Source organism: Pedobacter planticolens, assembly GCF_014172375.1.
In the GTDB taxonomy this organism is placed as follows: Bacteria; Bacteroidota; Bacteroidia; order Sphingobacteriales; family Sphingobacteriaceae; genus Pedobacter; species Pedobacter planticolens.
Genome location: NZ_WNXD01000002.1, coordinates 1,492,493 through 1,511,409, shown reverse-complemented (window position 1 = coordinate 1,511,409; position 18,917 = coordinate 1,492,493). Strand labels below are relative to the sequence as shown.

The following is an 18,917-nucleotide window of genomic DNA, read 5'->3' as shown; positions in this document are numbered from 1 at the left end:
TACTAAAGCATAATCGAGAGATTTCTCCACGAAGGTCGAAATGACGAATTTACTAAAACAAAAAAGATTGAAACGGAAAGCAGGGCTACCGAAAGCTATGAAATACTGCATTTGCTTTTCGGAAAAATAGAGGCTAAAAAATGTTTTGGCATGTGAGGACACTAGCTGATAAGCGTAAACATCAACTTTATTACCGCTTTATGCCCTCTTCTGCGAACATCAACTGCACTCCCGCTTCCCCAAAAATATACTTGCAGTTTTAGATATTGATTTGTAACTTCATGTAGCTTAAAAAGGAGATTTTATTATGAATGTTATCCAAAAAGTTGAGCACTGGGGCGATGCCCATCATGCAAAATGGTTAGATGTAGTTCGCATCGTATTAGGCCTAATAATTTTTAGTAAGGGTATTTCGCTCATCAGCGATACAGGAGCCCAACAAGAAATCCTGATTAACAATAACATTTTTGGCTTTTCTGGGGTAATGGCAAGCGTTGCCATCCACATTGTGGCATTTGCACATTTAGTAGGCGGTATTTTAATTACCATTGGTTTAGTAACACGCTTTGCAGTAGTTATTCAAATTCCAATTTTAATTTGCGCTATTGTGTTTGTAAATATCTCTAATGGGTTTTCTGCACTAAATTCAGAGCTGTGGTTATCGTTAATTGTACTTTGCCTGTTGGTTTTATTCTGGATAATTGGCTCAGGCCCTTTCTCTGTAGATCATCAGATTAAGAAGAAATAAAATAATAAACCACATGACACATAGTTAGGTGTATTAAGCTATGTTTTCTATGTGGTAATATCTTTCCCTTTTGTTACATAGATTTTATTTCATTCGTGATTTATTTTCAGTAGAACTGATTACCTTTCGGTTTAGAAAATAGCTATGAAAAAAATCTTTCTTTTTGCGTTAACACTATACACTGCAACCGTATTCGCTCAAACACAAACTGCCAACTATTTTAAGTTAACCCGTGCAGGTTTTAATGAGAAAAATGCTTACGAAACCACGGCCTTTGTAGAAAAATATTTCCGAGTACCAGGCAATACTGGTTTTAATGCAAGTATCCACCGTGTGGAAGAAATATTAAAGAAAGCTGGTTATGTGGAGCAAAAAGATAATGAATTTGAAGCTCCATTAACCTATCGCATAGAAAAACGCCCAATGAAACGCAGTACATGGGAACCTGTAAATGCAAGTGTAACTATTGTTGGCGAAACACAACCACTCATTGCTTTTCAAACTAATCGCAATATGATTCCTATTAATTGCCCATCAACTATAGCTGGTGGCGTTACCGCCGAAGTAGTTTTTGTAGGCAAAGGAGCAGCCGCAGATTTAGAAGGGAAAGACCTAAAAGGAAAGATTTTATTTGCAGATGCAGCTGCTGGAAGATTGGTTGCTGCCGCTGTAAAAGCTGGTGCAATTGGCGTGATGGGTTATTCGGTGCCTAAATATAATCAGCCAGAAAAATATCAGACCTCTATATCTTTTGGTAGCATGCAAGCGAATGCTGGTATTTGGTCTTTATTTTTATCGTATGGTGTAAAAGAAAAATTAAAAGCTGCTTGTTTAAAAGGTACAGTAAGTTTAAAGGTTAATATTGAAACTAAGATTTACGAAGCTGATGAATTGACCATTGTTGCAAATGTAAAAGGCAGCGTAAAACCGAATGAACGTTTTGTGTATAGCGCACATGTGCAAGAACCAGGTGCAAATGATAATGCCACAGGCGTAGGAACTTTGGCAGAAATGGCTCGTGTAACGGCGAACTTGGTTAAAAGCGATCAGTTAAAACCACAACGTACTTTAACTTTTTTATGGGGCGATGAAATTGTGTCGACAAGAAGATATATTACGGATGATAAAGAACGTTCTAATGGAATTTTATGGGGAATGAGCTTAGATATGGTTGGTGAGGACACTAAGAAAACCGGTGGCTCTTTCTTAATTGAAAAAATGCCTGATCCTTCTGCAATTTGGACTCGCGGTACTGATAAACACACAGAATGGGGTGCTGGAGATGTAAAAGAAAAGGATCTTTTCCCGCATTATTACAATGATTTTATTTTCGACATCTGTAAAGCGCAAGGCAAGTTTGCCAACTGGACGGTAAACTATAATCCGTTTGAAGGTGGTAGTGATCATACTCCTTTTTTACAAAATAAAATACCTGGTTTATTGATGTGGCATTTTACCGATGTGTTTTATCACACTGATAATGATAGAATTGATAAGGTAAGTGCGACTACTATGAAAAACGTTGGCGTTAGTGCATTAACTGCTGCTTATACTTTAATTACAGCCGATGAAAATACAGCAACAGCTACGGTTACTCAAGTTAAAACAGATGCGTTAATCCGCTTAAAAACTGAGTTTGAATTAAGTAAAAAAGCTATCGCTGATGGTAAGCCTGCGGCTGATGAAAAACATATTATAGAGGTTTGGGCTAAATGGTACACAGATGCTTTGGCAACTATTGGCACCATGCCTGTTGATGCAAAAACTACGCGAGTTGGTTCAACTATTAAAGTAGCCACCTTAGCTGTAGAAAAACAAGTACAAATTTATTTGAGTGAATTAAAATAATGAAATTAATAGTAGTTTTTGTTATTTCAATCGGCTTGTTTTTAATAGGAAAGTCCATTAATAACTATCAAGCTACTTTTACCAAGGACACTAAAAAAGATAAATTCTTCAAAATTGCTGTGATAAGTGATTTAAATTCTGGCTACGGCTCTACAGTATATCATCCTGATGTTACAGCTGCATTAAAGGAAATAGATAGTATTAAACCAGATATGATTTTGTGTGCTGGAGATATGGTAGCGGGACAAAAATCTTCTTTAACAGAACAGAACTTAGCAGAAATGTGGCAGAGTTTTAAGGTAAATGTACTGTCTCCAATAAAAGCGATGAAAGTGCCTTTTGGTTTTACAGTTGGCAATCATGATGCTTCAGCTAATTTCAAAAAAGATAGAGCAGCCACTCAAAAATTTTGGAATGATAACCAAGATGATTTAGGGTTAAACTTTATTGATAAGAAAAATTTCCCATTTTATTATAGTTATACAAAAAACGATGTCTTTTTTATTAGTTGGGATGCTGCAAGTTCTAATGTACAAGCAGAAGTGTACAAGTGGATGGAGGAACAGCTCAATGCTGAAAAAGCAAAAAAAGCAAAATTGCGAATACTACTCGGTCATTTACCCATATATGCCATTGTAACTAGCAAAAATAAGCTTGGTGAGGTATTAGCATCCACAAAGCAAACTGCTGATTTCTTTAAGAAGAACAATATTGACTTGTATATCAGCGGGCATCAACATGCTTATTATCCAGCCAAGGAAGATGGTTTAAGACTTTTAAATACTGGATGTATTGGCGAAGGCCCTCGAAAACTTATTGGCGATTCTACTTTAGCTACTAGAGCTTACACGATTATTGAAATTCCAATTAAATCATATAAAGATTTTACGTATCGAACTTTTATACCTAATAAAAGGACAGAAATTAAGTTATCTCAACTTCCAGATTCTGTAATTGGATTTAACGGAGTTTCTAAGAGAGAACGAAATTAAGCTTGTTGCATTGATATGAGAATTTCTGTGCTAGGTAATTGTTAACTTAGCATAAAAGCAAATTATATGAATTTTCACACTCGTAAATGGATAAAACCAGAAGACCTTAATCCGAATGGAGGATTATTTGGCGGCAGTTTATTAAAATGGATTGATGAAGAAGCTGCTATTTATGCAATTGTTCAATTAGAAAACCCAAAGGTGGTGACCAAATATATGTCTGAAATTAACTTTGTTAGTTCTGGCAAACTTGGCGATATCATTGAATTAGGAATAACCGCGACATCTTTTGGCAGTACATCTATCACTATGTGCTGCGAAGTAAGAAATAAAATTACCCGAAAAAGTATTCTAACTATTGATAAAATTGTTTTCGTAAACATTAATGATTACGGTGAGCCAACTCCGCATGGCAAAACAAAAATCAAATATATTGAAGAACAATTCGACGATTTAGTTTAGGCATTTGTATCATCTCAAAATAAACATTGAACCAATGAACTAGTTCAATTTTTCTTCCAATGTTTCTGCATCTAAATCAAATGCATTTATAATAAGTTGTGCTTTGGTATAAAATGGATCGCGTTCTTCTAATTTTTTAATGATAAAAGCCAATAACTGTTCATCATCCATATTAGCAATTAAGGGTCTTTTTTGGCGATTGTGTAACCTAGAAACCAACTGGGCAGGTTCCATGTGTAAATAAACAGTTTTACCATTTGCATTCATCCACTCCATATTATCGAAAAAGCAAGGCAAACCACCGCCTGTAGCTACTACACAGGTTTCTGGATAAGGATAATTTTTTAATGTATCACTTTCCAATTGTCGGAACGAAGCTTCGCCATGAGCAGCAAAATATTCTGCAATTGTTTGTTTTTCCTGTTCTACAATAACAGCATCCAAATCTACAACCTGACATTCCAATTTATTTGCCAATTGTTTTGCTTTGGTACTTTTACCGCAGCCCATAAATCCGATTAGGAAGATTTTCATAATTGATGATCGCGTTTTAACATAATATAATCTGTAACTGGCGGAGTAATTCCATCTAGTTTAAATAGGCTAGCTATTTGCCCCCGATGATAAGTAGAATGATTTACTACATGAAATAAAATATCCTTAGCTAAACTTGTATACTGATCGCCTAATGAATTGGTGTATGTTATTTCCTTATCCAATGGGATATTTTTAATTATTTGAGTTAGCAATTCGAAATTTTCATCCGAAATCTGTTCGAACATTTCAGTACCATATGTTTCCCAAACTTGATATTTTGGTAATAAACCTAAAATCCTATTCGCCCAAATGTGTTGTGCATTTAAAACATGGTTAAAAAGAGCAATTGCTTTTGGAGAAATTTCTTGATGCTGCTTAAAAATCTCAATCAACTTGCTATCGGCGATTTTTGTGTATTGAATGCTTTCTTCTAACATGCTACGCTAGTTTTACTCTTGGATCTACCCATGCGTACAACAAATCGACCAAGATATTTACCACCACAAATACAAAAGCAATAAACAAAATAGAGCCCATTACTACGGGGAAATCAGACATTTCTAAAGCGGTAACCGTGGTTCTGCCTAAACCGTTATATCCAAAAATATATTCTACAAAGAAAGATCCCGCTAATAAAGAGGCAAACCAGCCAGAAATTGCTGTAATTACAGGGTTCAATGCATTTTTCAACGCATGTTTATAAATTATCGCATTGCGACCTAAGCCTTTTGCTCTCGCAGTGCGGATATAATCTTGTGCCAAAACATCTAACATCGCACTGCGAGTTAATTGTACAATTATAGCCAATGGACGTAAACCCAATGTAATCATTGGCAGCCACAGGTTTTTCCAAGTGATCACTTCTCCTTTAAATGGATCATAACTATATAAACTACCACTCATATTTAAGCCTGTGTAATCTGCCAATACAAAACCAAATAACCAAGCAATAATAATTCCTGCGAAAAATGAAGGTGCAGAAATACCTAAAATTGCAAAAGAATTTGCAGCATTATCTATCCACGTACCTTGATGAACAGCGGAAACTACGCCCAATAAAACACCAATTATAGTAGCGAATATCATAGCGGTTAAGGCCAATACAAAAGTGTTCGGTACTGTTTCTGAAAGTATGGTAGTTACATCTCTTTTAGTTTGATAAGATCTGCGCAAATAAGGAGCTTTTAGTACTATGACATCTTTGCCGACTTTAAACAAAGTTTGATAATGATATTTTTCTTGATTTTCTTCAACATTTGGATGAATACTAATTGGAGATAAATCATTTATATATAAAAAGAATTGAACAGGTTTTGAGCGATCTAATCCAAATTCTTTGCGCACAGCTTCTAGCGATTGCACATCAGATCGTTGCCCCATTGTCATTCTTGCTGGATCTCCTGGTAAAATGTTAAATAACACAAATACCACTAAAATAACTCCTGCCATTACCGCAAAGCCATATAACAATTTTCTAATCGCGTAAGCTCCCATTTATTTTGTAAAATATTTTTCAGATAATTCGTTAAACGATGGCAAGTTATGGTAATGCCATTTATTTATAATTACTCCATTTTTTAAGAGCAATACTCCAGGATTTGCCCTAACCATACTTTTTAATGGCACAGCATCAGCATAAAAAACCTCCATAAAAAGTTTCATTTTTTTACTAAAAGCATCTGCATCTTGTGCCGAATTAGAAGTTAGCAAAATGGTACGAATATTAAACTGATCTGCTGCATTTAATGCTAAAGCATTCGTTTCAGCAATCGCTTTTTCATTGGTATTTTTTAAATCGTATGCAACTACAACCAAGTTATAATACGGATTTTCTACTATTTCTTTCGTGTAATCTGTTCCAGATGCATCGGCAATTAATAAGTCTTTAATTTTAACATCATAGCCTTTTTTAATTAATTTCTTTTCAGGATTACCAATAACTTCCCAGTTATTATCTTTCCAAACTTCCAACTTTAAATAATCTTTATCGCTCATGGTTTTGGTTTCGCCAGTTGCTTTATTTTTAAGCTGATACATAATTAGAAATTCATCTGGCTTTTCTCCTGCCGGGATTTTCATAGATTCAGGAATGCTTGAACCTATTTTATAAGGCAAAAAATCTAAAATTGGCGAAAAGTTATAGGTAAACAATCCAAAAAGTAAGGATGCAATTAAAACTAATGAAGCTACTCTTTTTTGCCAAGCTAAATTTGTGGTAACTGGTTCTATTTTATTCCGGTGGACGAACAAATAAACAATCATAACCAAGAGAATTAAATCTTTTGTAAATGATTGCCAAGGTGTAAGTGGAATGGCATCGCCAAAGCAACCGCAAGACGTAACTACTTTAAATGCAGCCGAAACGAAAGTGAGAAAAGTGAAGAAAATAATTAATGTTAATAAACCTTTAGTTACTTGATTACGCCAAAAGCCAAATAATAAGAGCGCACCTAAAACAATTTCTAAAACACATAAAATGATAGCAATTCCTGTAGCCCAATTACTTAAAAAAGTTAGATGAAAAACTTCAAAGTATTCTTGCAATTTATAGCCAAAACCAAGCGGGTCATTCGCTTTTATTAAGCCAGAAAAGATGAATAAAATTCCAACAAACCAACGAGAAAAGTTTAAAGCTATTTTCGACATTCTATACTTGTTTTATTGTTAAATTGTCAACTGTGCGTTCAGTCTAAATACTAGATACTAACTACTATATACCAAGCTTAATTAAGGCAAAAACAGCATAGTTCAACATATCCTGGTAATTTGCTTTTACACCTTCCGAAGCTACGGTTTGACCTAAATTATCTTCAATTTGTTTAACTCTTAGGATTTTCATCAATATCAAATCGGTTAAAGAACTAATTCGCATATCTCTCCAAGCTTCACCATAATCGTGGTTTTTGGCAAACATTAAGTCTTTAGTCTCGGTAACACGTTTATCAAACAAGCTTTCTACTACCTGTACATCCATTTCATTAGGATCGCTTTCACTTAATTCTAGTTGCAACATCGCGATTACGCAATAATTTACAATACCAATATATTCAGATGTGATATCCTCGCCTACTTTAGAAACTTTTTTTTCTTCTAAAGTACGAATGCGTTGTGCCTTGATAAAAATTTGGTCGGTTATAGACGCTGCCCTAAGGATGCGCCAAGCAGTTCCATAATCTTTTGTTTTCTTTAAAAAAAGCGATTTACATACCGCTATAACGTTGTCGTACTCTTGTGATGTGTTTACTGCCAAAACAATTAAAATATTTAGTTTAAAGCTATTTTAATACCTATTTTTGTATTAAATGATGGCTAAAGATACATTTTTAAACCGAAAAGTAATACTAAATAGCAAAGGCAAACTGATAGATTTAAGCAGTCCAGCTGTTATGGCCATTTTAAATTTAACTCCTGATTCGTTTTACGCGAACAGCAGAATTAACAGTGTTGATGAAGCCTTAAAAGCAACTGAAAACTTTTTAAATGAGGGCGCTAAATTCATAGATATTGGTGCTTATTCTTCTAGACCTGGCGCAGTAGATATCACAACAGACGAAGAATTACAACGACTTATTCCAGTAGTTGAGGCGATTACAAAAGAATTTCCAGATGCTTTAATTTCCATTGATACATTTAGAGCAAAAGTGGCAGAAGAAACTGTTTCGGCAGGAGCGCATTTAATTAATGATATTTCTGCTGGTAATTTAGATGAACAAATGTTCGAAACAGTGGCGAAATTGCAAGTGCCTTACATCATAATGCACATGAAAGGTACGCCACAAAACATGCAAGAAAATCCAACTTACCACAACATAGTTGATGAAGTAAGCACTTATTTTTCAGAGAAATTAGCTGTTTTAAAAAGTTTAGGCGTAAAAGATATTATTATCGATCCTGGTTTTGGTTTTGCGAAAACTATCAGTCACAATTATGAGCTTTTGCAGCAAATGGAACAGCTAAATTCTTTCGAACTGCCAATTTTAGTTGGTTTTTCTAGAAAATCTATGATCACAAAAGTCCTAAATAACAAATCTGCCGATGCTTTGAACGGAACAACAGTTTTAAACACATCAGCTTTGCTAAAAGGAGCTAAAATTTTAAGAGTTCACGATGTAAAAGAGGCTATCGAATGCATAACTTTAACAGAAAGAATAAAAAATCCTTAATAAATTCAATTTTTAACTTTTATAGCTTGCTCTTAGCTAAACAATTAACCTATTTTCCCTATCTTGTGCTCAATGAAAAGCCTTGACTTTGACTTTCTTAAAATAACCTGGGTTGATGGGATAGATATTGTCCTTGTAGCTATCCTTATCTATTACATTTATAGCTTAATACGGAATACATTGGCTGTGAATTTGCTGTTGGGCATGTTCATCATTCTTATTTTTTACTATGTGGTAAAAGGATTACACATGAACTTGCTGTCGGCCATTATTAACAAGTTTATGAGCGTAGGTATTATGGCGCTCATTGTTATTTTTCAACCAGAAATTAGGCGTTTTTTACTGCATATCGGCAAAAATACTTTCCTTCAGAAAAATAAAGCGTGGTGGGGTTATTTATTTGGCAGTAAAGATTTAGAACGCGATAATTTAATACGCATTAAACCTATTATTGATGCTTGCAAAAGCATGAAAAAAACACGAACAGGTGCTTTAATCGTATTTGTTAAGTTTTATGATGATGAACTTTTCACGAATAGCTGTGAGCTAATCGATTCGAAAATATCAAAACGTTTATTAGAAAGTATATTTCAAAAACACAGTCCATTGCATGATGGAGCCGTAGTTATTGCCGAAAACAAAATTAAAAGCGCAAGCTGTATTTTGCCTTTAACGGATAATGATAAGCTACCTCCACAATTTGGCTTACGCCACAGAGCTGGAATTGGTGTCTCAGAAATGGCAGATGCTGTTGCAGTGATTATATCAGAAGAAACTGGTGAAATTGCTTATGCCAAACAAGGTCGTGTACGCATGAATGTTTCTTTTGGCGAACTAGAGAAGTTGCTGAATAAAGACTTTTAGAAAGAGTAAGGATAAAGGAACAAAGATATAGCCTCTAAATAAAACAAGGAGCAAGAATTATAGACATCATATCTTTAATCCTTGCTCCTTTATCTTTTATCCTCTAGACTAGCAATACTGCTCAAACGCACCAATTAAGCTATCAGCTATCATTTGTGCAGGGCGACCTTCAATTTGATGACGCTCAATCATATGAACTAACTTTCCATCTTTAAATAATGCCATTGCAGGAGATGAAGGTGGAAAAGGCATCATATAAGCTCTTGCTCTATCAACCGCATCTTTTTCCATACCAGCAAAAACTGTTACCAATTTATTAGGATGTTTAGCATTTGATGCCGCAAGTTTTGCTGCCGGACGTGCATTTGCTGCTGCACAACCACACACAGAGTTTACCACTACAAATACAGTTCCTTCGCCTTTAATTGCGCTATCTACCGCTTCTGCTGTTTTTAATTCTTCAAAACCTACGTTAGTCAACTCAGCACGCATAGGTTCTACTAAATATTCAGGATACATTCTTTTCTTTTTTTATTAATAATACGCAAAGATAACAAATATGATGCGCTAAAATTTAGTACAACATAAAATAACAATCTACTGACTTACAGCCAACAAAAAAGCAACTTGTATTTATCACACAAGTTGCTTTTAAAATGAATTGAAAATACTATTGCATTCCCTTTAACATTTCTTGTAAGCCTTTTAGATTATTAAAATAATCTAAAAGGCATTTCTTGCTATAAAAATTGATTCAGTTTCACCTATAAAGACGATTTCATAGCGCATTAATATAGTCTATTATTGCCAATTACTTCTAGAAGTATTGTGATACAAATTATCGCAATCTAACACTTTCAAACCAAACAAATATGAAACAATTCAACAATCGTTGCAATCAAGTATCCTTTATCATTCTCATTTTGCTTACTATTCTAACATCATGCAAAAAAAATAAGATAAAGCCATATCCAATAATTCCTACAAAACAAATATCTTTTAGCCCTTCGGCCGCTTTTATTGGAGATGAGATAACTCTTACTGGAGAATTTGATCCCGACAAGACAAAGAACATTGTAAGCTTTGGAGGAGCAATAGCCTTAATTACCAGCGCTAGCCAAACTGAACTCAAAGTGTTAGTACCTGCTACTGCAAAAAACGAGAAACTTATTGTCAACGTAAATGGAGTAGAAACCGCCTCATCAACCAATTTTACACTCTACAATATTTTCGTAGCGGGCACTGAATATAATGGAGGACCAAACAAGGACAAGTCAGTAATAAAATATTGGAAAAATGGCATACTCACAACTTTAACAGATGGGGCACACAATGCTTTTGCTACTTCCATGACAATTAATGACAAAGATGTATATGTATTGGGCTATGAAAATATAATAGGCTATAATAATACTGTAAAGTATTGGAAAAATGGTATACCCGTAAGTCTAACCGATGGTACAAAAGATGCTTATCCAGTTTCTATCAAGGTAATTGGAAATGATGTATATGTAACTGGTTATGAATATAGTAACTATGGTTGGGCAACAATAGTTAAATATTGGAAAAATGGCATAGAGGTAAAACTGAGCGAAGGATTAGAGGAGGCCTATCCATCTGGTATTGCCATTAGCGGAACAGATGTGTATGTAGTAGGTTACGCTTACGATGATTATTATAACATCTCTCCAAAGTTATGGAAAAATGGAAAGGAAAGCATTCTTTCTCAACCTGTAGGTTTTTCTTACTACGCCTCCGATGTGGCAGTTATTGGAAATGATGTATATATAACAGGCACTCAACAAACAGTCGATAGAAGTACCCCAATCTATTGGAAAAATGGTGTAAAATCTATTATCCCAACGAATAACAGTAGCAAATTTGCATTTACCACTTCAATAATCATAAAGGACAACAGCTTCTATGTTACTGGACAAGAACAAGAGGGGACAAAACGTACTAGCTTTTATTGGGAAAATGGTATGGTGCAAAAGCTTTCTTTCTCTACCAACATAGGTTATTTTACTTCTTCCCCTACTTCAGTTGCCGTTATAGACAATAACATGTTTGTTTCTGGCGCAAGAGACAATGCAGCTGCCTATTGGCGAAATGGAACACCTACATTACTTACAGACAAGAAGTATTATGCCTTTGCATGTGCTATAGTTATTGCACCGTAATATTTCCAATTTCTTATAAATCACCAACAAAAAAGCAACTTGTATTCATCACACAAGTTGCTTTTTTAATGAATTGAAAATACTTATTGCATTCCCTTTAACATTTCTTGTAGTTTTTGAGGATCGCTCAACATTCCTGTACCAAACATGATAATGATAACTATAAAATATAATAGCGAAAGAATATTTAAGACTAAACCAATTATGGCACAAACTCTACCTGCATTCAAGTTTTTATAAGAGCTTAAAGTGTAAGCTAATGTATTTGCATCATAAAGTGCTCTATCTTTTTTACTTAAAACCAATGCAATAATTGCAGGTATTAATCCGATAATACCATAACAGCAGCAAAATACGATAGAAAGAATTCCTAATACCAAAACAACAGTTGCATTAGGTAAAGATTGTTGCATACCATAACCAAAACCTCCATTTTGTGGCGGAAATGGATTTTGAGAATTGGGTTGAGGAGTAGGTTGAGGTTGAGGATTTTCTTGTGGTTCTAATTGTTCTTCAGACATAGCGTTAAATTAATTGATGAGTAAATATTTTATAAATATAATTGATTACAATAATTAAAGTGATACCAATATAAAGCATTTTAATAAAAAATGCTCCGCTTTTAAAATCAAATTTTAAATGAAACCCAGTAAAAATAAATAGAATGATGATTGGCAGCGTAGCTGGATAAAGTTTAAAAGAGGATATAAAATTCCCCTGCATTAATTCTAAAACAGAACGTTGCATACCACAACCAGGACAATCTATACCTAACGTTTGCTTAAACGGACAAGATAGCAAGTGGCTTTGCAACCAATTTATCACGCCTTTACTCTCGCTTAAAAAGAATACTATAATTAGGATAATCGTTCCCTTCATCTACTGATAAAAATATCGAATTTCAACTAGTTCTACAAACTTAGTTTCTTAACCTTGGTATTAACAGCTGTTGTGAAATTACCAAACATTCCAGTCCATTACGTTATTTTCTGATCTTGATGTAGGTTGCTGCATACCAGAAGTAAGCTCAACCACCCGTTGATTTACACGATCCTTTAATTTTTTAATGCCCGAAGTTTTCGCTTCGTTCATGTATTCTAAAATACTATAGGTAAATACTCCATTTTTTAAACTATTTTTTTCTAGCGCATATTGCATTCCTCCAGCTGCAGAAATTATAGTTGCCCCCGTACCTTTACCAATATTTGCAAAGAGATCTTGCATCAATTCAAAACTGTTTTTCATGCCTAGTTTACTGCCTTTGCTTGTATTTTTAACTTTAACCCCTTTCCCTGTGGCGTCACTTGTAGCTCCTTCTGCATTTGCTTGTACACCTGTTGAGGCCAATTGTGTTTCGGTCTGATTTAATTTTTGCAACTCTTCCTTATCTACTTCTCCACTATGGCAGGCATCAATTAACATCAATTTCTGACGAGCAGGAATATTGTCTACCAAATCTTCAAATGAATCATAAGCAAGACCATTTTGTTCTGGCTTTTCGAAATCTACATTAAAAGTAGACAAGAAGTAGTCATAATTTTTACTCAATAAACCGTGACCAGAATAAGCCACAATCACCCTATCGTTTACCTTACTTTGCTGTAATTTACTTTTCAAAGCCAAAATATTTTCAGTTGTTACTTGCTGATTAAAGAGCGTATCAATTTCAATATTATCAGCATATTTCTGCCTTAGTTTATTAGCCAAATCTCTAATATCTTTAACACTCCATTGTAAATTATGCCCTTCCTGCTCAAAATTATTAATTCCGATACCTACAAAATATAGCTTAGAAACAGGTTTATTTTCAGGATTATAATTAACCACTACAGGCAACCTATAACTTTCAATTCCGTTGGTATTTATAACAGAAGTTTCAATTTTATTGTTTCCTGTTGATAAGGAAATAGTAATTGTGGTATCAAGTGTACTTCGCTTTGCTAATTTTAAGTTAATGCCTTTTAATCCATAGATAGGAACTTCATTTACCCAAATGTTAAAGCGATCTAAAGGAATGCTTTTATCATTTGCCTTTATCTTCAACACCAATTGATTTGTTTTTTGCTCAAACAAGAGTTGATCCCGATTGGTAATATCAGCATCTGGCACACTATATGTACTTGTAAACAGGCTGGTATCAATTCCTAGCTTTTTAATTCGTTTTTCGTAGGCTTTTTTATAAGAACTGATTAAGGCTGTATCCGGACTTTCTAAAGCCTGTAATACCTTATCAGGACGATTAAACCTATAATCGAATTGTTTAAAGGAATACGTATTAAAATCTTCCGTAAAATGTAAGCCAGCCACGTTTGAAGCTGGAATCATATAATAGTTGTTTGGTGTAAAAAAACCTATAGCCGCTTTTCCATCATTAAATAAACTAACTGCTTTGGCTATCTGTTTACCAGTTTCATAGTTAACAATAACAGTCTGTTTATCATTTCCAGAAGTAATTAGCCACTTACGCTTATTTAAAAACAAAGCATCATTTGCAAAACCAGAATGTGATTTTTCGTTAAAAATTATCGAATTATCTTCTAATTTCCTCACTACCACATTCCCTTTTAAATCAGCTATGGCATATATATAATCAGTTGGGTGACAAACAATTTTGCCAATCGGAAAATCAAGCACTAATTTTTCTGTTGCTATTGCTGTAGAAATATCAAAACTTTTTATTGTATAGCCTAGTTTCTTATAGTCTGGTTTAGGCTTATCAAGTTCAGAAAATTGATATAATAAGCTCTTGCTATCAGGCGTAAAAGCAATGTAGACATATCCATATCCTTTAGCTTGGTCTTCTCCAATAATCCATTTACTAGCTTTAATATCATAAACCTTTATTGCAATTTCGCCAACAATGCTAATGTAGTTTGAATTGGGAGAAAACAATATAGCCCTAGTTGAGACCCCGCTTAAGGGAATAGTTTTAACATTCTGTAAATTGGAATTTGCAATAAACAATGTTGATTTATCTGTAGCCAAAAAAGCTGCTGTTTTGCCATCGGGAGATAATTTTGCATCAACTATCTTAAAACCATCTTTTGCAAATTCATATAGTATTTTATTAGCATAGATATTTCTTATTTGTACTTTAAACATAGACATACCATAATCCATCTTGATACAAATTGCAGTAGAATCTGTTATCCATTGTTTAATAGCAAAATCTTCATTAAGTTGTGCACCTGTAGAAATGTTGATGCCATTTGTATATGTCCGTGCAATTGAATTATAACTTGCCATTAATACCGTATTGCTTGGGTTTATAAATAATGCATCTAATCCGGAGTTGTATGAAGGTGAAAAAATTTCTTGACCATTGCTTTGATAAAAACCAGCACTTTTGTTTAAAACCGCTATTTGACTTGCATCGGCAGTAGTAGCAATCATACCATCATAAGCCATGTTTTTAAGCCCTATCCATTTATGTTTTTGCAAATCATACACTGCACTGGTATCATTTATAGGGACTACAAGATGTCTTTGATCATTACTTAAATTGATTTTTTTTGAAGAGTAAGCACCGATATTAGTTTTTGTTTCTAACGTTTCTGTTTCCTTTAGTTCTTGGTCAAGTATAATGATTTGACCTTTTTGTGTGAGTACATAAAAAGAATTATGGCTAGCTGCTACGGCAACTGCAGAAGAAGAAAGGGAATTTCCCTCTTTTACAAGAATTCCATTTTGGTCTATAATTTCAACTTTCTGTTTATTATCCTTATTAAAAGCTAAAAAGTATTCGTTTTCTTTATTTGTAAAAACAATTTTCGAATCATAGGTTGGTAATTTAAAATTGGCAACCTTCTTTCTGCCAATCACATCAACAACAAACACTTCATCTGATGCTTTAAGCAACAACTTGTCGCCTGCATTATTTTTAACCATTAAATCTAAACTTTTCCAATATATACCATTATAAACATTATTAGTAAAATAACTTAATGTATCTAAAGGCTTGCCATTGTGTGAATTATAAAATCTAAGAGACCCATCTTTTGTATGTTCATACATAAGGATTGCTATTTCTTCCCCTTTATTGCATAAGGCTGCTCCCACAATTTTATAAGGAGAAGTTATAGTGCGTAATTGCAGTCCGGTTTGTGTATTCCATAAAATGAGTTCATTTTTACTGGCAGTAATGAGCAAATGTTTTTCAAGGTAAGTATCATAAAACTCAATTTTATCTGAATGAGTTGTTTGTACCATCGGCTCAATACTGGGCTTTTTAGCTTGAGCAAAAGAGGTAGTTGAAAAGACAACCAACAAAAAAGATAGAAGTAAATACTTAGCCATAAACTAAGATATCGTTTTTTAGAACTCTAAAACATACCTAAAAGTTGGTATTTATGTGTTAAATTTCGAGTGACATTCTAATTTTTATAATTAGCTTAGCAATCGGTTGCACTAAATACCATTTTTAAACTTGAACAAAAAAACCACCATATACGATATTGCGAAGGAACTAAACATTACAACGTCTACTGTTTCTAGGGCATTAAGTGGGTTTTCTGCCATTAGTGATACCACTAGGCAAGCCGTAATTGAAACCGCGAAAAAGCTTAATTACAGTCCAAATCGTTTAGCTTCGGCTTTAAAATCTGGCAAAACTTATATTATTGGCGTAATTGTACCAAGTGTGCAAGCTCATTTTTTTGCTTCCATTATACATAGTATAGAAGAAGGATTAAAAAATAGTGGATATCGTGTGATTTTATATCAATCTAACGAGTTTGTAGAAAACGAAATAAATGGCGTTAAAACATTGTTAGAAGCACAAGTCGATGGCATTATTGCTTCTATATCTTTAGAAACAGAAGACGTATCACATTTTGCGGAAGTTATTAAACAAAACAAACCTTTACTATTATTTGATCGCGAACACGCCGATCTAAAAGTACCTACTGTTACCTTAGATGACTTTAAAGCGGGTTATATCGCTACACGGCATCTAATAGATCAAGGATATAGAAATATTGCTTTTATTACAACCGTTCATCAAATTAAGGTGTTTAATGACAGACTTAACGGCTACAAAGCGGCTTTAAAAGACAATAATTTAGCTGTGATAGCAGATAATATCATTCTTGGCGGTCTCTCTATTAAGGATGGAAGGTTTGGTGCCAGTAAATTAATGAGAAATGATATAAAACCTGATGCAATTATAGCTGGAGATGATTTTACTGCTCTTGGTGTAATTAAAAAACTAAAAGAAATTAACGAAACTCCACCTAAAATTGGTGTAATAGGCTTTGCCAACGAAGCATTTTCTGCTTACATCACACCAGACTTATCTACTATAGATCAGCATCCAAACCAAATGGGGATAGAATGTGCTAAACTATTCTTAAAGATGATTCAGCAAGAAAATCCTTACCAAAATGTAGATCATATTGTGCTTGAGCCATCATTAATCGTAAGAGAATCTACCTCAAACAACGCTCCTAGCTAAAAACTTTTTTAAAGAATATTTGACTTTTATAAATTAACACATATATTTATGCAACCGTTTGCATAAACCAAGTATAAAATTAAACTGAATGTATTTATTAGGTATTGATATAGGCACATCATCTATAAAAGTTGCAGTTGTTGATGCACAAACTCAACAACGAGTAGCCACTGCTCAATATCCTGAGGAAGAAACTGAAATAAAATCTATCCATCCGGGCTGGGCAGAACAATCGCCTATGGATTGGTGGCATAATGCACAGCAAGCCATATTAAAGGTAAATGCATTAAAATTATTCGATCCGAAAGATATTAAGGCGATTGGTATTGCTTACCAGATGCATGGTTTAGTGGTGGTTGATGCAGCTCAAAACATTTTACGCGATAGCATTATATGGTGTGATAGTCGTGCGGTTGAGCTTGGTGAGAAAGCTTTTGATACAATTGGACATGAAAAATCATTACAACATTTATTAAATTCTCCTGGCAACTTTACCGCATCTAAACTGGCTTGGGTAAAAAATAATGAGCCAACTATTTATAGTAAAATTGATAAAGTGATGCTACCTGGCGATTTTATTGCCATGAAACTAACTGGAGAAATTACAACCAGTATTCCAGCTTTATCTGAAGGGATTTTTTGGGACTTTAAAAAGAATGAAATATCCACCGATGTAATGAATTATTACGGATTAGATTGGAGTTTAATACCAACAATTAATCCTCTATTTTCTGAACATGGTTATTTAAAAAAGGATATCTCTAGTCTTTTGGGCTTAACTGAAGGCATTCCTGTTTCCTATAAATCTGGCGATCAACCTAACAATGCACTTTCTTTAAATGTGCTTAAACCAGGAGAAGTTGCTGCAACAGCTGGAACTTCGGGCGTTATTTATGGTGTGAGCGATGAGTTAACTTATGATCAGCAATCTCGTGTAAATACTTTTGCGCATGTAACCTATTCAAAGGAAAAGCAACATACAGGCGTTTTGTTGTGCATAAATGGAACGGGTAGTATGTATCGCTGGGCAAAACATAATTTCGCTCCGCACCTATCCTATTCAGAGTTAAATGAACTGGCTGCACAAGCACCAATTGGCAGCAAGGGTTTACGAGTTTTGCCTTTTGGTAATGGCGCAGAGCGGATGTTCAACAATAAATACACTGGCGCTCAACTTTTAAATATCGATTTAAACACACATCAACAATCGGATATTTTTAGAGCCGTACAAGAAGGAATTGCTTTTTCTTTTAGGTATGGGCTAGATATTATGCGAGAGAATGGGATGCAACCAAAAGTAATTAGAGCTGGTCGGGCGAATTTGTTTATGAGTGATGTTTTTGCACAAACTTTTGTTGATGTTACCGGTGTACCTGTTGAGTTATATGAAAATGATGGTAGTGTTGGTGCTGCATTAGGCGCAGGTATTGGCGCTGGAATTTTTAAAAGTCCTGAAGATGCTTTCTCTAAACACCAATTACTTAACTACATTGAACCTAAAAATACAATAGCATACGAGCCAATTTATCAGGATTGGAGAAGAATATTAGAAAGAAAATTAATTAGTCCATAGTTGATGGCTCATAGTTAATAGCTTGGGTATTTATTGCCATGACGCCCAGACTATCGACTATTGACCATCAACTAAAAAATTATCAACCAAAAACAACA

General features: G+C 34.2%; 18 protein-coding genes. 9 read left to right on the top strand and 9 right to left on the bottom strand.

Features of this window, described 5'->3' with window-relative positions; all coding sequences use genetic code 11:
* The first annotated feature begins 307 nt into the window (after window positions 1-307).
* From GM921_RS15385 to GM921_RS15370, 4 genes are all read left to right on the top strand, one after another.
* Complete coding sequence (locus GM921_RS15385; protein ID WP_182923520.1) at window positions 308-748, top strand: DoxX family protein; 441 nt, start codon at window positions 308-310, stop codon at window positions 746-748.
* A gap of 144 nt (window positions 749-892) precedes the next feature.
* Window positions 893-2,596 carry a M28 family peptidase gene (locus GM921_RS15380; protein ID WP_182923519.1) on the top strand — a complete coding sequence of 568 codons (1,704 nt, stop codon included), beginning with the start codon at window positions 893-895 and terminating at the stop codon, window positions 2,594-2,596.
* Window positions 2,596-3,588: a metallophosphoesterase family protein gene (locus GM921_RS15375; protein ID WP_182923518.1), complete on the top strand. Its 993-nt coding sequence runs from the start codon at window positions 2,596-2,598 to the stop codon at window positions 3,586-3,588. The genes GM921_RS15380 and GM921_RS15375 overlap by 1 nt, the downstream gene beginning before the upstream one ends.
* Window positions 3,589-3,654: 66 nt before the next feature.
* Window positions 3,655-4,050: an acyl-CoA thioesterase gene (locus GM921_RS15370; protein WP_182923517.1), complete on the top strand. Its 396-nt coding sequence runs from the start codon at window positions 3,655-3,657 to the stop codon at window positions 4,048-4,050.
* Window positions 4,051-4,089: 39 nt separating this feature from the next.
* On the opposite strand, the gene GM921_RS15365 is transcribed toward GM921_RS15370, so the two are convergent.
* The 5 genes from GM921_RS15365 to GM921_RS15345 form a co-directional block, all read right to left on the bottom strand.
* Window positions 4,090-4,584: a shikimate kinase gene (locus tag GM921_RS15365; RefSeq protein WP_182923516.1), complete on the bottom strand. Its 495-nt coding sequence runs from the start codon at window positions 4,582-4,584 to the stop codon at window positions 4,090-4,092.
* A complete protein-coding gene (locus GM921_RS15360; RefSeq protein ID WP_182923515.1) occupies window positions 4,581-5,024 on the bottom strand; it encodes a DinB family protein in 444 nt (147 codons plus the stop codon). Before GM921_RS15360 ends, GM921_RS15365 begins: the two co-directional genes overlap by 4 nt.
* A gap of 1 nt (window position 5,025) precedes the next feature.
* Window positions 5,026-6,081, bottom strand: coding sequence for an ABC transporter permease (locus GM921_RS15355; protein WP_182923514.1), 1,056 nt, complete (start codon window positions 6,079-6,081; stop codon window positions 5,026-5,028).
* Window positions 6,082-7,233: a BT_3928 family protein gene (locus GM921_RS15350; protein ID WP_182923513.1), complete on the bottom strand. Its 1,152-nt coding sequence runs from the start codon at window positions 7,231-7,233 to the stop codon at window positions 6,082-6,084. It lies immediately after the preceding gene.
* A gap of 64 nt (window positions 7,234-7,297) precedes the next feature.
* Window positions 7,298-7,837: a DUF1599 domain-containing protein gene (locus GM921_RS15345; RefSeq protein ID WP_182923512.1), complete on the bottom strand. Its 540-nt coding sequence runs from the start codon at window positions 7,835-7,837 to the stop codon at window positions 7,298-7,300.
* A gap of 55 nt (window positions 7,838-7,892) precedes the next feature.
* Between GM921_RS15345 and folP the strand changes: the two genes are divergently transcribed.
* Both folP and cdaA read left to right on the top strand, forming a co-directional pair.
* Window positions 7,893-8,750, top strand: a complete 858-nt coding sequence (folP, locus tag GM921_RS15340; RefSeq protein ID WP_182923511.1) for a dihydropteroate synthase — start codon at window positions 7,893-7,895, stop codon at window positions 8,748-8,750.
* A gap of 72 nt (window positions 8,751-8,822) precedes the next feature.
* The gene (gene cdaA, locus GM921_RS15335) at window positions 8,823-9,614 is read left to right on the top strand and encodes a diadenylate cyclase CdaA (protein ID WP_182923510.1); all 792 of its coding nucleotides are present in this window, start codon (window positions 8,823-8,825) and stop codon (window positions 9,612-9,614) included.
* A 108-nt stretch (window positions 9,615-9,722) separates the two neighbouring features.
* Here the strand turns inward: cdaA and GM921_RS15330 are convergent, their stop codons facing one another.
* Window positions 9,723-10,133, bottom strand: coding sequence for a BrxA/BrxB family bacilliredoxin (locus GM921_RS15330; protein WP_182923509.1), 411 nt, complete (start codon window positions 10,131-10,133; stop codon window positions 9,723-9,725).
* Window positions 10,134-10,486: 353 nt separating this feature from the next.
* Here GM921_RS15330 and GM921_RS15325 point away from each other — a divergent pair, with 353 nt between their 5' ends.
* Complete coding sequence (locus GM921_RS15325; RefSeq protein ID WP_182923508.1) at window positions 10,487-11,794, top strand: IPT/TIG domain-containing protein; 1,308 nt, start codon at window positions 10,487-10,489, stop codon at window positions 11,792-11,794.
* A gap of 83 nt (window positions 11,795-11,877) precedes the next feature.
* On the opposite strand, the gene GM921_RS15320 is transcribed toward GM921_RS15325, so the two are convergent.
* The 3 genes from GM921_RS15320 to GM921_RS15310 form a co-directional block, all read right to left on the bottom strand.
* Window positions 11,878-12,315: a CCC motif membrane protein gene (locus tag GM921_RS15320; RefSeq protein WP_202985667.1), complete on the bottom strand. Its 438-nt coding sequence runs from the start codon at window positions 12,313-12,315 to the stop codon at window positions 11,878-11,880.
* A gap of 4 nt (window positions 12,316-12,319) precedes the next feature.
* Window positions 12,320-12,673: a DUF2752 domain-containing protein gene (locus GM921_RS15315; protein WP_182923507.1), complete on the bottom strand. Its 354-nt coding sequence runs from the start codon at window positions 12,671-12,673 to the stop codon at window positions 12,320-12,322.
* Window positions 12,674-12,751: 78 nt separating this feature from the next.
* Window positions 12,752-16,090 carry a caspase family protein gene (locus tag GM921_RS15310; RefSeq protein WP_182923506.1) on the bottom strand — a complete coding sequence of 1,113 codons (3,339 nt, stop codon included), beginning with the start codon at window positions 16,088-16,090 and terminating at the stop codon, window positions 12,752-12,754.
* A gap of 130 nt (window positions 16,091-16,220) precedes the next feature.
* Here GM921_RS15310 and GM921_RS15305 point away from each other — a divergent pair, with 130 nt between their 5' ends.
* The gene (locus tag GM921_RS15305; RefSeq protein ID WP_182923505.1) at window positions 16,221-17,246 is read left to right on the top strand and encodes a LacI family DNA-binding transcriptional regulator; all 1,026 of its coding nucleotides are present in this window, start codon (window positions 16,221-16,223) and stop codon (window positions 17,244-17,246) included.
* Window positions 17,247-17,334: 88 nt separating this feature from the next.
* The gene (locus GM921_RS15300; protein WP_182923504.1) at window positions 17,335-18,819 is read left to right on the top strand and encodes a xylulokinase; all 1,485 of its coding nucleotides are present in this window, start codon (window positions 17,335-17,337) and stop codon (window positions 18,817-18,819) included.
* Window positions 18,820-18,917 lie beyond the last annotated feature (98 nt).

Excerpts from the sequence above, each read along its gene's own strand:
- GM921_RS15385 (WP_182923520.1), top strand. The coding sequence starts at position 308 with ATGAATGTTATCCAAAAAGTTGAGCACTGGGGCGATGCCCATCATGCA.
- GM921_RS15380 (WP_182923519.1), top strand. The coding sequence starts at position 893 with ATGAAAAAAATCTTTCTTTTTGCGTTAACACTATACACTGCAACCGTA.
- GM921_RS15375 (WP_182923518.1), top strand. The coding sequence starts at position 2,596 with ATGAAATTAATAGTAGTTTTTGTTATTTCAATCGGCTTGTTTTTAATA.
- GM921_RS15370 (WP_182923517.1), top strand. The coding sequence starts at position 3,655 with ATGAATTTTCACACTCGTAAATGGATAAAACCAGAAGACCTTAATCCG.
- GM921_RS15365 (WP_182923516.1), bottom strand. The coding sequence starts at position 4,584 with ATGAAAATCTTCCTAATCGGATTTATGGGCTGCGGTAAAAGTACCAAA.
- GM921_RS15360 (WP_182923515.1), bottom strand. The coding sequence starts at position 5,024 with ATGTTAGAAGAAAGCATTCAATACACAAAAATCGCCGATAGCAAGTTG.
- GM921_RS15355 (WP_182923514.1), bottom strand. The coding sequence starts at position 6,081 with ATGGGAGCTTACGCGATTAGAAAATTGTTATATGGCTTTGCGGTAATG.
- GM921_RS15350 (WP_182923513.1), bottom strand. The coding sequence starts at position 7,233 with ATGTCGAAAATAGCTTTAAACTTTTCTCGTTGGTTTGTTGGAATTTTA.
- folP (WP_182923511.1), top strand. The coding sequence starts at position 7,893 with ATGGCTAAAGATACATTTTTAAACCGAAAAGTAATACTAAATAGCAAA.
- cdaA (WP_182923510.1), top strand. The coding sequence starts at position 8,823 with ATGAAAAGCCTTGACTTTGACTTTCTTAAAATAACCTGGGTTGATGGG.
- GM921_RS15330 (WP_182923509.1), bottom strand. The coding sequence starts at position 10,133 with ATGTATCCTGAATATTTAGTAGAACCTATGCGTGCTGAGTTGACTAAC.
- GM921_RS15325 (WP_182923508.1), top strand. The coding sequence starts at position 10,487 with ATGAAACAATTCAACAATCGTTGCAATCAAGTATCCTTTATCATTCTC.
- GM921_RS15320 (WP_202985667.1), bottom strand. The coding sequence starts at position 12,315 with ATGTCTGAAGAACAATTAGAACCACAAGAAAATCCTCAACCTCAACCT.
- GM921_RS15315 (WP_182923507.1), bottom strand. The coding sequence starts at position 12,673 with ATGAAGGGAACGATTATCCTAATTATAGTATTCTTTTTAAGCGAGAGT.
- GM921_RS15310 (WP_182923506.1), bottom strand. The coding sequence starts at position 16,090 with ATGGCTAAGTATTTACTTCTATCTTTTTTGTTGGTTGTCTTTTCAACT.
- GM921_RS15300 (WP_182923504.1), top strand. The coding sequence starts at position 17,335 with ATGTATTTATTAGGTATTGATATAGGCACATCATCTATAAAAGTTGCA.